This is a genomic window from Bacillus sp. FSL R12-0074 (assembly GCF_038005725.1).
GTDB classification, from domain to species: Bacteria; Bacillota; Bacilli; order Bacillales; family Bacillaceae_G; genus Bacillus_A; species Bacillus_A mycoides.
In genome coordinates this window covers 2716582-2731074 of record NZ_JBBOTR010000001.1, presented here as the reverse complement: position 1 = coordinate 2731074, position 14493 = coordinate 2716582, and the positions used below count along the sequence as shown (strand labels likewise).

Below are 14493 nucleotides of genomic sequence, written 5' to 3'. Positions count from 1 at the left end.
CCATGAAATCATTTCCGTAATTAAGGAGGGAAATACATGCGTCAAAAAGCTGTTTTTAAGATAGCGATTTTGCTTGTCTTTATCGGGCTATCTTTAATGGTAAGTAGTATACAGACCAAAAATGTGGAAGCCTTTTCTAATCAAGTGATTCAAAGAGGGGCATCTGGAGAAGATGTCATTGAACTGCAAACTCGTTTGAAATATAACGGATTTTATACGGGGAAAGTTGATGGTGTTTTCGGATGGGGTACATATTGGGCGCTTCGAAACTTTCAGCAAAAATTCGGATTGCCAGTTGATGGTTTAGCGGGTGCTAAAACGAAGCAAATGCTTGTAAAGGCAACGAAGTATGATAAGTCGACCGCTAATAAAGATACTACAACTAATAAAGGGAACAGTGGTGGAGGTACACAGGAAAATAAGCCGCCAAAAAGTACAGGGACAAATGTTCCAAACGGTTATTCTCAAAATGACATTCAGTTAATGGCAAACGCTGTATACGGAGAATCCCGTGGTGAGCCGTATTTAGGACAAGTTGCAGTAGCTGCGGTTATTTTAAACCGTGTCACAAGTGCATCATTTCCAAATACTGTTTCAGGAGTAATCTTTGAGCCGAGAGCATTTACAGCAGTAGCAGATGGACAAATATATTTAACGCCAAATGAAAATGCGAAAAAAGCCGTATTAGATGCGATCAATGGATGGGACCCAACTGGGAATGCATTATATTATTTCAACCCAGATACTGCGACAAGTAAATGGATTTGGACTCGTCCGCAAATTAAAAAAATTGGTAAGCATATTTTCTGTAAATAGAGCGGAGGTGGAAACATGTTACGAGGTATTATCATCGTATTGTTAACAGTAGGTGTAGTCGGAACAGGGTATTGGGGCTATAAAGAGCATCAAGAGAAAAATGCAGTATTAATTCGAGCGGAAAATAGTTATCAGCGTGCGTTTCATGATTTAGCATATGAAGTTGATTTATTACACGATAAAATTGGAACAACACTGGCGATGAATTCACGTTCCTCATTATCGCCAGCTTTAGTAGATGTATGGCGTTTAACATCAGAGGCTCGTTCTGATGTAGGACAATTACCTTTAACATTAATGCCATTTAATAAAACGGAAGAGTTCCTTGCGAATATCGGTGATTTTAGTTATCGTGCAGCGGTTCGTGATTTAGAAAAAGAGCCGTTAAATGATCAAGAATATAAAACGTTACAAGGTTTATATTCAAATGCAGCAAATATACAAGATGAACTGAGAAAAGTGCAGCATCTTGTATTGAAAAATAATCTTCGCTGGATGGATGTAGAAATGGCTCTTGCGTCAAACCAAGATCCAGCAGATAACACAATTATCGATGGATTAAAGACGGTAGAAAAGAATGTAACATCATACTCGTCCACAAACTTTGGACCGACTTTTACAAGTGCACAAAAGAATAAAAAAGGCGGATTTGAAGCAAAAGGAAAGACGATTTCGAAAGCGGAAGCGGAAAAAATCGCGAAATCATTTTTAAACTTAAAAGGGAATGAAAAAGTAGAAGTTGAGAAAAGTGGAAAAGGTGCAAAAGAATCATTCTACAGTGTGAAAATTCAAGATCCAGCAACGAACAATGAGTATTATATGGATATTACCGGAAAAGGTGGATATCCAATTTGGGTAATGAACAACCGAGAAATTAAAGAGCAAAAAATCAGTTTAAATGATGCAGGAAGTAAAGGATTAACATTTTTAAAGGATCACAAGTTTACAAATATGGAGCTGTTTGATAGTTCTCAATATGATAATATCGGTGTGTTTACGTACGTTGTAAATGAAAATGGAGTGCGTATTTATCCAGAAGCAATCCAAATGAAAATTGCTTTAGATGATGGGTCGATTGTTGGTTTTTCCGCAAAGGAATATTTAGCATCACATCAAAAACGAACGATTCCGAGTGCGAAGCTAACCGCTGCTGAGGCGAGAAAGAAAATTAACCCCGATGTAAAAGTTATGGAAGAACGTAAAGCTGTAGTAGTAAACGACTTGCATAATGAAGTACTTTGTTATGAATATATTGGTACTTTAGGGAAAGATACGTACCAAATTTTCATTAACGCAAATAGCGGTGCAGAAGAAAAAGTGAAGAAGATGCAAGCTGTTGAGAAAATTTATGATTAAACATCAATGATAAAGTGGTGAAAATAATGAAAATCATTATATATATGTTAATGCTTTGTTTCGTTATTACTGGATGTAGCATTGGAAAAAAAGACAATCCTAATGAAAAGCCAGAACAAAAAAATGTCTCGATGAAAAATGTTACGTATACAAATAAATCAAATAAGCCAAATGAAAAAGCAGCTGATCATCTGGCATCTTTAGCTGCAAGTATACCTGGTGTAAACGATGCGACAGCAGTAGTAGTTGGGAAGTATGCTGTTGTAGGTATTGATGTGAAGGCGAAACTTGATCGAAATCGCGTTGAGTCAATTAAGTATTCTGTTGCAGAGAGTTTGAAGAATGACCCAAACGGTGCAAATGCAGTCGTTGTAGCAGATGTTGATACGTATGAAAGACTAAAACAAATAGGCAAGCAAATTAAAAAAGGTAAAACTGGTGAAGGCATACTTGATGAATTAGCAGCAATTGTTGGGCGAGTAATGCCGCAAGTTCCAAATGATATGATTGAAAATAGAGAAACGAATCCGATTAAAGATAATGATAAACAATTACCAAAAGATGAAGAACAAGAACTACGAAAAGAACAAGAAGATCAGTCAAATAACCATTTGAAAAAATAGTGAAAACCCCGTACTAAATTGTACGGGGTTTTTCTGTAAGATTAAATATTCAGTTTATTTTTAAGGGAATATATGGTTTAATAATGAGGGGAGGGACAACCGTTATGATGAAAAAAAGCGCACTCATATTAGGTAGTTTATGCATAGGTTTTAGTATGACAGCGTGTGACCAGAAGAAAGAAGTGAAGAAGAAAACAGCTATGTCTTCTACTATAACGGAAAATAAAAAGCAAGAGACCATTAATATAAATCATTTCTCAAATATTAATGAAGGAATGACTTATTTAGAAGTGAAAGATTTAATCGGTTTTGAAGGGGATTTACTCATAGAAGAAGGAGAAGAACATTCTACACGAATTAAGCAAATTTTTGCTTGGAAAGGAAACGATCCAAAATCATTTGCTGAAATTACATTCTTGGATGGAAAAGTGCATTCTAAAACACAGCAAGGTTTAAGTTAATAACTTGAAGGAGTGGGAGAGTTAAGCATGAACATACATACAGGGGAAATACAATTAGTTCCATATAAGGAGCAGTATAAAGAGATAATACAATCATTTACTTTACCAAGTGAACAAGTTCAATTTACGGCGAATCCAGGTGAATTACTGGAGAAAGCGAAAAATGATCGAACGAAAAATGTAGTTGTTATTTTAGACTATAACGGAGTACCTGTCGGTGTATTTATATTACAAACAGGTGATAGGGTACAGGAGTTTACAGAAAATAAGGATGCCATACTTTTAACTTCTTTTTCCGTTAATCACAATAAACAAAATAAGGGATATGCTAAAAAATCATTGGCGTTATTACAAGACTTTGTAAAATATTATTATCCAGTAAAAAATGAAGTGATTCTTGCTGTAAATGAAAAAAACATTCCGGCACAAAAGTTATATGAGAAAGTTGGATTTCAAGATAAAGGGTTTAGAAGAATGGGACCAATTGGACAACAATTCATATTACATTTACCTATAAGGAGATAAGGAGATAATGAGATAACAAAGCTTACTCTTGAAAAAAATCATGTAGTAAGTTTTTTAATTTGAGATATTTTCCGTACATGATATGTTAGATGTATTAAAGTAAGTATTCGAGAAGCATGAAGGTGCAAAACAATTCGATTGTTAAGCATTTAAATACGTGAGGGGTAATCATATGACAATTTATATTGCACTACTACGGGGAATTAATGTAGGTGGACATAAAGTAATCAAAATGGCAGATTTGAAAATAATGTTTGAATCAATAGGGTTAAAAAGAGTGAAAACATATATTCAAAGTGGAAATGTAGTGTTTGAGTCAGAAGAAGAGATAAGTTTTTTAAAGGAACGAATTGAATGTGAAATTAAGAACGTTTTTGATTTCAATGTTCCAGTCATGTTACGAGCAAATGATGAATTTATTAATATTATTAAAAAGTGTCCTTACGAGACCCATTCGTTATTAGAAGGAGAAAGTGTACATGTGGCCTTTTTAGCTAATCCACTTTCTGAAGAAGACAATAAGCGGTTACTTATGTACAAAAGTGACATAGAAGATTGCCATATCGAAGGAAGAGTAGTGTATTTATTTTTCAAAAAAAGCATTCGTAATTCTAAACTAATGAACCAGTTTCAAAAATTACATACGCCAGCTACAGTAAGGAACTGGCGGACTGTGAATAAGCTGAAAGCAATAGCAGAAGGTATTTAAACATAAAAAAGTGGTTTTCTGCATTTAGAAAACCACTTTTTTTATTTATATTGTTTGGCGACAATGAGTTCAACAATAGGGAAAATAAGAAAGGAAGAACAGAGTGCAATAAAGAGTGGAAGGTTTTTTACACCATCCAAATTGGAACCCATAGAAAATCCTTCCGAGCAGAGTAATATAAGGAACATAACACCTACAAGCACAAAATATGCGATTTTAAAGCTTTTATATGTAATTTGTTGTCCCATCTCATCTTGACTTTCTTTCGATACTCCGTTTGGATCTCCCCATGTAATATGATTAATTAAATTACTAAGTATTAAAGAAGCAGCGAAAATTGTCCCACCAAAAATTGAACCTTCAGTTATGTATTTGTATGTGCCATGTACAAGTATAGCGATTAAAGATAAAGTTATGATTACAAAAATAATTTTTTTAGTATTCAATATATAATTGCACCTCCACTTTTGTAAAAAACTCTTTACATCCATAGTATAAAATTGGAAAAGTTTTATGTCAAACGTTTTTTACATACGAAGTGAATGTTTATGATATTTTGTTTAAAGGATGAAGAAAAAATTACATTACATTTGAATGTAAAAGAATGGGCTCGCATATATTTGGAAGGGATGTCAGATTAATTTAGGGGGTAGTTATGTCTATTCTTTTAAAAGCTGGTGCAGATGCAGGAAATAATGGTTTGAAGTTAATGGTGAAAGGGCAGGAACCTATTTTTATTCCGAGTATTTATTCCTTATATATAGGTGAGTCTACGGGGTTGTTAGATGAGGGTGAAGTTTCATCGTCAGAATTAGAGAATCACATTGATGTGACCATTAGTTCTCCATCGCTAATGTTAAATAATGTACGATACATCGTTGGAGAAAAAGTGATTCAAGATCAATTAAAAGGTACTGAAGTGGAGAAAAAATCAAATAAATCTACTGATGAGTTAATGGTCATTACAATCCTTTCAGGTTTAGCGATAAGTGCTATGCGTCAAAGTCCTACTTCAAGTCATATTAATATTCGTTATGATTTATCTGTTGCTCTTCCAATGCAACTTATTACACAGGAAATTGCTGCTGAAAATGCGAAACGGTATATGGGTAATCACAAGGTCATATTCCATTATCCAAATGGACGCGATGTTACGATTAATGTTTCTATTGAGTTTTGTAAATGTCTACCTGAAGGCGCTTCTGGGACGTGGGGGATTGTATATGATGAGGAAGGAAATGTTGTGAAACATAAAATAGAATGTGAACAAAATCAAGTTTCAGAAATTGATTTTGTAGATAAAACTTTATTGTCTTTTGATATTGGCGCGGGGACAACGGAAGAAGTTGTTTCATTAGGGGTAAATTTCCGTCCGCAATTAAGTAAAGGATTATCGTACGGTGTAAAAGAAACGTTACTACAAATTATTACGAGATGGAATCGGAAATATCCTACGAAAACAATTGATAGCATTACAGAATTTAACCAAATTTATTTAAATGAAAAGCACCCAAGAAATGCATTGTTAGTTGAGGAATCGCAGCCAGCATTTTTAGGTTTAGCAGCACGTGTCGCAACGGATATTATTAACAAAATTGATGATATGAAAGACGATCCATATGTATTTATTTATGGTGGGGGCGCAGTTATTATTAAAAATAGCTTAAAAATGATTTTGAAACAAAAAGGACGCTTGAAAAATGTGATCTTTGTAGATAACCCGTTATTCACCAATGCTCGTGGGTTATTAGTATATACATGCTCGCCAAAATATAGAGAGCATAAGCAAAAAGAGTTAGGGTTTACAAACTTAACGATAAGTTAGTTGGTGGAAGTATGCGATCTAGGCGATATAAACGTGGTGATCGAGTGAAAATTAATATTAATAAATCAGTATCGCCTGAAATGATTGCTTGGCTTAATAAACAATCTAATCCAACTAATTTCTTTTTCTTTGCGGCCCAGCAATTATTTAAACAAGTAGGAGATATTGATGTATCAAAAACCTTGCCAAGTAGCCATGTTTTTTCTTTATATATAGAACCATCATCTCTATTAAAAGTTGAAATGAATCCATTTAAACACGTACCACTAGAAAATAGTAAATCCACCGAAAATGTAAAAAAAAAATCGTGGGAATCTGTTGACCAGTTAGATTGTCCATTTTTTTAAGCATAGAAAAATATAGGTAGAGCCCATCACTATACATACGAATGCAGTGATGGGTTTTTGATATTGTATCGTAATCTTTATAAAGTGAAACTATAATCAGTGGGGTTTTGTTCATCCCCCACTGATTATTAGCCTTCACCAATCGGGCGTTTACGGGCAGTTTATCTCCCACCTAATTTCTTTGCTTCAGCTGAATTTTGAGGTGGGAGTTTTACTGCCCGTTAATGAGGGATAAATAGAAGGGGCAAAACAATTTGTGCCCCTTCTAATAGTTGTTCTTATCTTATACGGGATATATGTTCTGAAACTGCTTTAATAATTTTATCCCAGTCATCGGGATGATTCTCATGTCCTGTACCTTCAAGGGGTAATAGCTTTGAGTTCGGAATTTCATCAATAAGTGCGAGTCCATGTTCAAGTGGAAGAGCTGTGTCGTCCGTACCATGAATTACTAAAGTAGGTACTAGTAACGACTTTAGTATACCTTCATAAGAATCATCACCTGTAAGGAGGGCGTGATTAAACATACTTAATAGATTGTTAGCACGTTCTATTTCTTGCTTTACTTGTTTTAAAGTTCTTGCTTCATCAAATATACGCTTTGATCCACAGAGTAGACGTGATCCTGTAATTAAATATTTCGCTATAACATCTTTATTTGTCCAATCTAAATTTGCACCATTAGCATGATGTGTCAAAATTCTTTCATCCATTGGAGGCAAATCACGAGTATTGTTATCAGATCCAATAACGCTTGTTGCTAGTAATGTTAAGGTCAAAATTCTTTCTGGGTGTTTTACTGCAGCAATTTGAGCAATCATACCTCCTAATGACATGCCAAAAAGGTGTGCCTTGTCAATATGATACGAATCGAGTACTCCGATTGCATCTTCAGCCATATCTGCTACAGTGTAATTGGAAGTCCCAGGCTCATATGTAACAGAACGCCCAACATCACGGTTATCATAGCGAATGACAAACCTTCCAGTGCTAGCCAACCTTTCACAAAATTCTTCATCCCAATAAACCATTGAACACGTAGCTCCCATAATTAATAATATTGCTGGGTTATTAGGATTTCCAAAGCTTTCTGTACATATATCAATACCATTTACTTTGAAAACTTGTTCACTCATAGCACACTCTCCGTTTCATTTAAAGGTCATTAATAAATAAAGAGAAATATAACTTTGGGTGTTTCTTAGGCGTAAATTAGATTGTATTTAAGTGAAATAAATGTTTTTTGCACTCATGATGCTTAATTAGTAGAGTAGCATAAATATCACCTCCAAACATATTTATTTTCATTCAAGGCGAAAAATTTTGAAAAATAATTGTTTGTTATTAAAATAAACAGCAAGGGGGAGAGGAAATGAAATCAATTGTTATTGATCAATATGGTAGTGTTGAAGAATTACAAGAAAGACAAGTTCCTAAACCAGTTGTTAAATGTAATGAAGTATTAATACGTATACACGCAACATCTGTCAATCCTGTTGATTGGAAAATAAGAAAGGGAGACTTACAAGAAAAGTTGCGATTTTCATTTCCAATTACATTAGGATTAGATGTTGCTGGAATAGTTGAAGAAGTTGGAGAAGATGTGAATCATTTTAAAATAGGAGATAAAGTGTTTACGAAACCTGAAAATATAGGGAAAGGTTCTTATTCTGAATACATTACAGTGAAATCAAATTTAGTAGCGCAAATGCCTAATAATCTTAATTTTGAAGAAGCAGCATCTATACCTCTTGCAGGACTAACAGCTTGGCAAAGTCTTGTTGATTACGCACAAATAAAAGAAAATGACCGAGTATTAATTCATGCTGGAGCGGGCGGAGTAGGGAGTTTTGCAATTCAAATCGCAAAATCATTTGGGGCCTTTGTCGCAACAACTGCAAGTAGTAAAAATGAAGAGTTTTTAAAGTCTTTAGGTGCTGACCTTGTTATTGATTATAAAAAAGATAAATTTGAAGAGCTACTATCAGATTATGATATTGTGTTAGATACAATCGGCGGAGAAGTACAAGAAAAAAGTTTTCAAATTATTAAATCTGGTGGTGTTCTAGTTTCTATCGTTCATGAACCACGTCATGAAGTAAAGGCCATAAAATCAGGGTTTTTATGGTTGAAACCAAGCGGGAAGCAATTGGACGAATTATCTGTTTTGATTGAGCACGGAAAAATTAAACCTATCATCAGTAAGGTTGTTCCGTTTAATGAAGAAGGAATTAGAGAAGCTCATATTTTAAGTGAAAGTCAGCATGTTAGAGGGAAAATTGTAATTACGATGGAATGATATTTACATAAATATACGAGTGGTGACTATAAAAAATAAAAATTGTCACCACTCATATAAACTACAATTTTTGCACGACAAAAATAATCGCATTCGTATTTAATTGAATGTGTTTACCGTTTCGTACAATATCATACGCTAAATTTTTTATTTCAACTTTTACTTCTTTCCATTCGTTATAAACGCTTTTTAGTGTACGTATCATTCCTTCCGTAGAAAGGTTAATTTCAATTAAAGCATCTAATTCTTCTCATGTTTCTAAATCTATTTCTTGAATGTTAGAGTTAACGATTAAACAATTGATACCGCCACTCTTTGTCCCCTTTTTCATAGTGTGAATCACTTTTTTAAAATCGTCTATTGATCTAACATGTTCTAAACTTGATACTGCAACGATGTAGTCATAAGTATTAGGAGCAATATAGTAGTCTTCAATTGCTGCTTGTTCCGTTTTTATGTATTCAAATATACCATATTCTTTGCTATAAACTTGTAACTTCATTAAAGCCGAATCAAGTAGATCAACACAAGTAACAGTGCCGCCACTATTCATAATTTTTTGTGCAATCGGAATACTGTTTCTACCGACACCAGAGCCAAGGTCAAGTATTTGTAGGTCTTTCTGTCCTTCAAAATAGTTCAGCATGCCCATAACTGTTTTAACAGGTTTATACAGCCAAGATCCTGCTTCGAATAATTTATATTGTTCATAGCAAAGATCGTGATACTTTTTCTCTTCTTGTCTTATGTAATCGATTCTGTTCATAGTATTTCAGCTCCAATAGTTTCATGGCGAAATGAATAGGTTCGACAACCTTTAACATTCATTTGAATTCGAAATATACCACCAGCATGTGGGTACTGTTTTAATTCCGCATCAGTCATTCTTGTTCTGGCTGTTGTGATATATAAATCGGTCAAATTAGGTCCTCCAAATGTACACGACGTTACATATAAAGCAGGAATCGGAATACTTAAAATCTGTTCTCCAGTCAAGGGATTCCATCTAGTAATCTTCGAGCCTCCCCAATGTGCAATCCATAAACAACCTTCTACATCAATTGTCATACCATCGGGTAGACCTTCATTTTCAGGGAAGATGATAACATCTGTTGGATTGCTAATTACACCAGTATGTATATCATAATGAAAACGGACTACTTTTTTTGTAGGTGTATCAATAAAATAAAGGTATGTATCGTCAGGAGACCATGCTATGCCGTTTGATGTATTTACATGTGATAACTTTTTCTCTACTTGGAGATTATTATTTAAAGAATACAAGGAACCGGCGCCACTTATACCATATAAGTCAGTAGTGTCTGCCCAAAAGCGGCCAGCCGGATCGCATTTCCCGTCATTAAAACGATTTTCTATTAAATGTGGTTCAGGATCATAAATATGTGTAAGCTCTTCTGTATTTAGATTAAAAGAATAAAACCCTTTTTCTAGAGCTAAAAGTACTACATCATCTAGATATGGAACGACACAGCCGATTTGCTGATTGAGGGCAATCACTCGGTTTGAATTATTAGCGGGGGTATAAATGCATAGTTTTTTCTCCATAATATCAACCCAGTATAAAAGCTGCTTTTTTTCATTCCAACATGGTCCTTCAGCTAAACTTGCTTTAGCATCTAAAAATAATTCTATATTACTGAACAAGATGTTCACCTCGCTTTATAAGATATTTATATAATTCGATAAGAATAGAGGTAAACCTTTTGTGAGAGATTATTAAGATTTGCAATGTCGAAAACAGACCTTTTCAAGTTATTAAAAAAATGTATAAACACTGTGAGGAAAATGCATATGATGTTTTATGAGATTGTTTGCTTTTCGTGTAAAAATATATTCCGAGTATACGAAGGAAGTGAAAAATATAAGCGATTTAAAGAGAAACCGAAAGGGACATATTGTTGTGATGAGTGTAGCCATAGAATTCAATTAGAAGCGATAAAATGTTTTTTTAGGTAGTTTTATATTTTTGTTCAGAAAAAATTGACAATAAACGCATAATAAATTATCACATGTAAAAATCAATATTTAAAATGGCATTGAAGAGAAGAGTAGTTAAGAAAGAATACGTACAGAGAGCTCTGGTAGCTGAGAAAGAGCGGTATACATCTTAATGAAAAAAGACTTGGAGCTGCGCAAGGAACTAATTTATTTAGGGATGGTGCAACGGGTTCTCCCGTTATAGAGATAGGGTATAAGCATATTTTGCCGTACCTGAAAAGGTTAATATGGTGACGTATTAACAAACTGAGGTGGTACCGCGAAGTTAATAACTCTCGTCCTCAAGATGAATAATCTTGGGGGTGGGAGTTTTTTTGTTGTATAAAACTGAAAATGTGAAAATAAAAATACAATTGAGGTGAGTGGCATATGCATTGGGCGTATGAAGTAGCACATGAATTAATTAGAAAACATCCAAACAAAGAAACTTTTGTTTGTGCAGCTGGAATTAGTCCATCTGGTTCTGTTCATATTGGGAACTTCCGTGAAATAGTAACGACTTATTTCGTTGTAAGGGCTCTGCAAGATTTAGGGAAAAAGACTCGTTTTATCTTTTCATGGGATGACTATGACAGGTTTAGAAAAGTTCCTAAAAATATTGATCCATCTTTTGTAAGATACATTGGTATGCCGTACTGTGATATCCCTGATCCGCATGGGTGTCATAACTCATATGCGGATCATTTTGAAAAAGAGTTTGAGGAATCGCTCCAAGCATTTGGAATTGAAGTAGAATTTATTTATCAGCATGCTGAATATAGAAGTGGAGGGTACAACGAAAACATATTAGAGTCTTTGTGTAAAAGAAAAGAAATATATGATATTTTAATGGGTTTTAAAACAGGAATACACCGAGAAGAAGATAGAGAAAACTTTTATCCCGTTACGTTATATTGTGAGAGGTGCGGGAAAGATGCAACAACTATTACACATTTTGATGAAGTATTAAAAACAGTTCGGTATGACTGTGAATGTGGAAATCAAAATAAATTATCCGTATTAAATACAAATCAAATGAAACTGAATTGGAAAATCGATTGGCCGATGAGATGGATGATAGAGGATGTTATTTTCGAACCGGGCGGAAGAGATCATTCATCGGAAACCGGTAGTTATAATGTATCAAAAGAAATTGTAAGGAAAATATTCAATTGTGAAGCCCCTCAATACGTTGCTTATGATTTCATTGGAATTAAAGGGCATCATGAAAAAATGTCCAGTTCTTCAGGGAATAGTATTACACCTAGCGACTTATTAAAAGTGTATGTACCAGAAGTGATTCTTTTTATGTTTGCAAAATATAGGCCCGGCGCAGCTTTTCATATTGGACTTGATGAAGATGTGATTCGCAATTATACAGAGTATGAGAGATTGAAGGATAGTTATGAAAATAAAACACTCAAAAATGAAGATTTATTTGATGCAATTAAACTTTCTAGACTTGATAGCCGATTTAAAGAGTATCCAAAGTTTAATCAAGTAGCAGGAACTTTACCGTTATTAAATTTTGATTCATCTATTTTACAAGATATATTAGAGAAAATAGATAGGAGCTATGCATTACCTGAAATGATAGCGATAAGTAATCGTGCTGAGTATTGGATAAGAAACTTTCAATCTAAAAAATTTATTGCGGTAAATAAAGAGAAAAATACGGAGTTTTATAACACATTAGATGAACGGCAGAAAAAATGGCTAGTAGAAGTTTGTAAAATAATTCGTTCTAATAACGATCATTCTAAACTAATGGAGCAATTGTATACGATTTGTCATCATGAAAATAAAAAAATAATGAAAGAAAATCAAAAACAATTATTTACCATTTTATATAGGCTCATTATGAATCAATCAAGTGGTCCACGTATACCGTTATTAATACATGTGGTAGGCGCCAGAAAATTCGTCACATTATTAGATTTCTAAAATATAGTTAAAAGCAACGCAAGTACTCAATAGAATAGGTACTTGCGTTGCTTAATTTTTACTATCTTGAATACATTTTTGGACATTCATCACCACTTGGTTCGTAAAAGCAATGGCTTTTAAATTGCCCTGCAAACGGCTGATTATACCATTCGGGTGGACAAGCTCCAACTGGACGAAAATACCAAAGAGCCCATCGTGCTGGCCAGCGCCATTCACCTTGTAAAACTTTTCTTGCGATTTCTTTTTCTGATTCACGGGCACGTTGATAAAAGTAACCGTATTGAACTGCTTCGAATCCGCCAGGGCTTTGATATACTGCATCACGCACAGATCGAAGTTGTTTGAAATCTAAGCAATCACAAAATACACGGTTTACTACAACACATCCAACAAGTTGTTCACCTTGTCGTCCTTCGCCCTCAGCTTCAGCACGGATTAAACGTGCTAGTAAATCAACGTCACTTTCGTTGTATGGAATAAGGGGCATTGTAATACCACCTTTCTTTACCTGTTATAGTAAAGAGTGTATGTTTCAAAATGAGCTAAGTGCATTTTTCTTGAAAATAACTACTAATTTTAAAAAGGAGCTTATGCAGATAAAAGCTAATTATTATATAGAAGATAAAAACGAAAAAGGAGAGGTACTATGCATCGTATTCATAAAGAACATATCATTTACGCAATGTCACCAGAAAATAATCCATGTATTGAAGTAGAAATTGGGAGCCGTCTTGTATTTGAAACATATGATTGCTTTGAAAATCAAATTGATTCTGAAGATGTTGTGTTTCAAGAATTAGATTGGAATCGAATAAATCCAGCGACCGGACCTGTACATATTAAAGGTGCAGAACCTGGTGATATATTAGTCGTAACGATTGAAAAGATTAAAATTGCAGAGCAGGGTGTTTTAACTACAGGTGCGAACCTAGGTGTAATGGGTGATGAGCTAAATGAAAATACAGTAAAAATTGTCCCAATACATAATGGACATGTTTCATTTTCAAATGAACTGTAAATTCCAATTAATCCAATGATTGGTGTGATTGGTACTGCACCGAAAGAAGAGAGTATTTCATGTGGTACACCGCATGATCACGGCGGGAATATGGATTGTAAAGAAATCAAAGAAGGTACCACGTTATTATTACCTGTAAATGTTCCTGGTGCTCTTTTAGCATTAGGCGATTTACACGCTGCGATGGGTGATGGTGAAATTGGTGTTAGTGGAGTAGAGGTTGCTGGTGAGGTAACTGTAACTGTTCAGACTATAAAAGGAAAGAAATGGCCATTACCATTGGCTATTCAAAAAGAAAAAATAATGACGATTGCTTCAGAGAAATTGCTAGATGATGCAGCGAATCGTGCTGTACTTAATCTGGTGACATTTTTACATGAAGAATTAGAAATGTCTAAAGCTGATGCAACTCTTTTATTATCAGCAGCAGGTAATTTAAAAATTTGCCAAGTTGTGGATCCACTAAAAACGGCGCGGATGGAACTAGGAAGGGAATATGTGGAGAAGTTAGGATTTTCTCTAAATGCATTTCATATTAAATAAGAAAAATAGAAAAAGGATACTTTTGT

15 protein-coding genes, 2 pseudogenes and 1 other annotated feature are annotated in these 14493 nt (G+C 34.3%); of the genes and pseudogenes, 12 read left to right on the top strand and 5 right to left on the bottom strand.

The genetic code is table 11. The features are described from left to right. Positions 1-36 precede the first annotated feature (36 nt). The 6 genes from sleB (at position 37) to NSS97_RS14170 (ending at position 4490) form a co-directional block, all read left to right on the top strand. Entirely contained in the window at positions 37-816 is a 780-nt protein-coding gene (gene sleB, locus NSS97_RS14195) for a spore cortex-lytic enzyme (protein WP_002013086.1), read from the top strand. 15 nt (positions 817-831) lie between these two features. Continuing rightward, positions 832-2172, top strand: coding sequence for a germination protein YpeB (gene ypeB / locus NSS97_RS14190; RefSeq protein WP_341113027.1), 1341 nt, complete (start codon positions 832-834; stop codon positions 2170-2172). Positions 2173-2198: 26 nt separating this feature from the next. Further along, positions 2199-2795: a YhcN/YlaJ family sporulation lipoprotein gene (locus NSS97_RS14185; RefSeq protein WP_044444368.1), complete on the top strand. Its 597-nt coding sequence runs from the start codon at positions 2199-2201 to the stop codon at positions 2793-2795. Between the two features lie 104 nt (positions 2796-2899). Then, positions 2900-3256: a hypothetical protein gene (locus NSS97_RS14180; protein WP_002165674.1), complete on the top strand. Its 357-nt coding sequence runs from the start codon at positions 2900-2902 to the stop codon at positions 3254-3256. Positions 3257-3283: 27 nt separating this feature from the next. Continuing rightward, a complete protein-coding gene (locus NSS97_RS14175) occupies positions 3284-3781 on the top strand; it encodes a GNAT family N-acetyltransferase (protein WP_044444369.1) in 498 nt (165 codons plus the stop codon). Positions 3782-3953: 172 nt separating this feature from the next. After that, on the top strand, positions 3954-4490 hold the full coding sequence (locus tag NSS97_RS14170; protein WP_060751415.1) for a DUF1697 domain-containing protein: 537 nt from the start codon (positions 3954-3956) through the stop codon (positions 4488-4490). A 41-nt stretch (positions 4491-4531) separates the two neighbouring features. Here the strand turns inward: NSS97_RS14170 and NSS97_RS14165 are convergent, their stop codons facing one another. Beyond that, positions 4532-4936: a hypothetical protein gene (locus tag NSS97_RS14165; RefSeq protein ID WP_002168244.1), complete on the bottom strand. Its 405-nt coding sequence runs from the start codon at positions 4934-4936 to the stop codon at positions 4532-4534. A gap of 209 nt (positions 4937-5145) precedes the next feature. On the opposite strand from NSS97_RS14165, the gene NSS97_RS14160 reads away from it, so the two are divergent. Then, a complete protein-coding gene (locus tag NSS97_RS14160) occupies positions 5146-6315 on the top strand; it encodes a ParM/StbA family protein (protein ID WP_002013097.1) in 1170 nt (389 codons plus the stop codon). 11 nt (positions 6316-6326) lie between these two features. After that, positions 6327-6662, top strand: coding sequence for a hypothetical protein (locus tag NSS97_RS14155; protein ID WP_002085171.1), 336 nt, complete (start codon positions 6327-6329; stop codon positions 6660-6662). 278 nt (positions 6663-6940) lie between these two features. Here the strand turns inward: NSS97_RS14155 and NSS97_RS14150 are convergent, their stop codons facing one another. Continuing rightward, positions 6941-7798 (bottom strand): alpha/beta fold hydrolase, encoded by an 858-nt coding sequence (locus tag NSS97_RS14150; protein ID WP_044444371.1) that lies wholly within the window; start codon positions 7796-7798, stop codon positions 6941-6943. 236 nt (positions 7799-8034) lie between these two features. On the opposite strand from NSS97_RS14150, the gene NSS97_RS14145 reads away from it, so the two are divergent. Further along, positions 8035-8961, top strand: coding sequence for an NADP-dependent oxidoreductase (locus NSS97_RS14145; protein ID WP_002013102.1), 927 nt, complete (start codon positions 8035-8037; stop codon positions 8959-8961). Positions 8962-9022: 61 nt separating this feature from the next. Here NSS97_RS14145 and NSS97_RS14140 read toward each other — a convergent pair. Next, positions 9023-9727 (bottom strand): annotated as a pseudogene (locus NSS97_RS14140) (class I SAM-dependent methyltransferase). Then, positions 9724-10626: an SMP-30/gluconolactonase/LRE family protein gene (locus tag NSS97_RS14135; protein ID WP_131929166.1), complete on the bottom strand. Its 903-nt coding sequence runs from the start codon at positions 10624-10626 to the stop codon at positions 9724-9726. The pseudogene NSS97_RS14140 and the gene NSS97_RS14135 overlap by 4 nt, the downstream one beginning before the upstream one ends. A gap of 141 nt (positions 10627-10767) precedes the next feature. On the opposite strand from NSS97_RS14135, the gene NSS97_RS14130 reads away from it, so the two are divergent. Both NSS97_RS14130 and lysS read left to right on the top strand, forming a co-directional pair. Further along, the gene (locus NSS97_RS14130) at positions 10768-10938 is read left to right on the top strand and encodes a DUF2197 domain-containing protein (RefSeq protein ID WP_080784661.1); all 171 of its coding nucleotides are present in this window, start codon (positions 10768-10770) and stop codon (positions 10936-10938) included. A gap of 71 nt (positions 10939-11009) precedes the next feature. Beyond that, positions 11010-11266, top strand: a binding site (T-box leader). 83 nt (positions 11267-11349) lie between these two features. Then, the gene (gene lysS / locus NSS97_RS14125) at positions 11350-12903 is read left to right on the top strand and encodes a lysine--tRNA ligase (protein WP_107886818.1); all 1554 of its coding nucleotides are present in this window, start codon (positions 11350-11352) and stop codon (positions 12901-12903) included. Positions 12904-12964: 61 nt separating this feature from the next. Here the strand turns inward: lysS and NSS97_RS14120 are convergent, their stop codons facing one another. Next, entirely contained in the window at positions 12965-13393 is a 429-nt protein-coding gene (locus tag NSS97_RS14120; RefSeq protein ID WP_002013108.1) for a cell wall hydrolase, read from the bottom strand. Positions 13394-13552: 159 nt separating this feature from the next. Between NSS97_RS14120 and NSS97_RS14115 the strand changes: the two are divergent. Further along, a pseudogene (locus tag NSS97_RS14115) lies at positions 13553-14467 on the top strand (acetamidase/formamidase family protein). Positions 14468-14493: the final 26 nt, after the last annotated feature.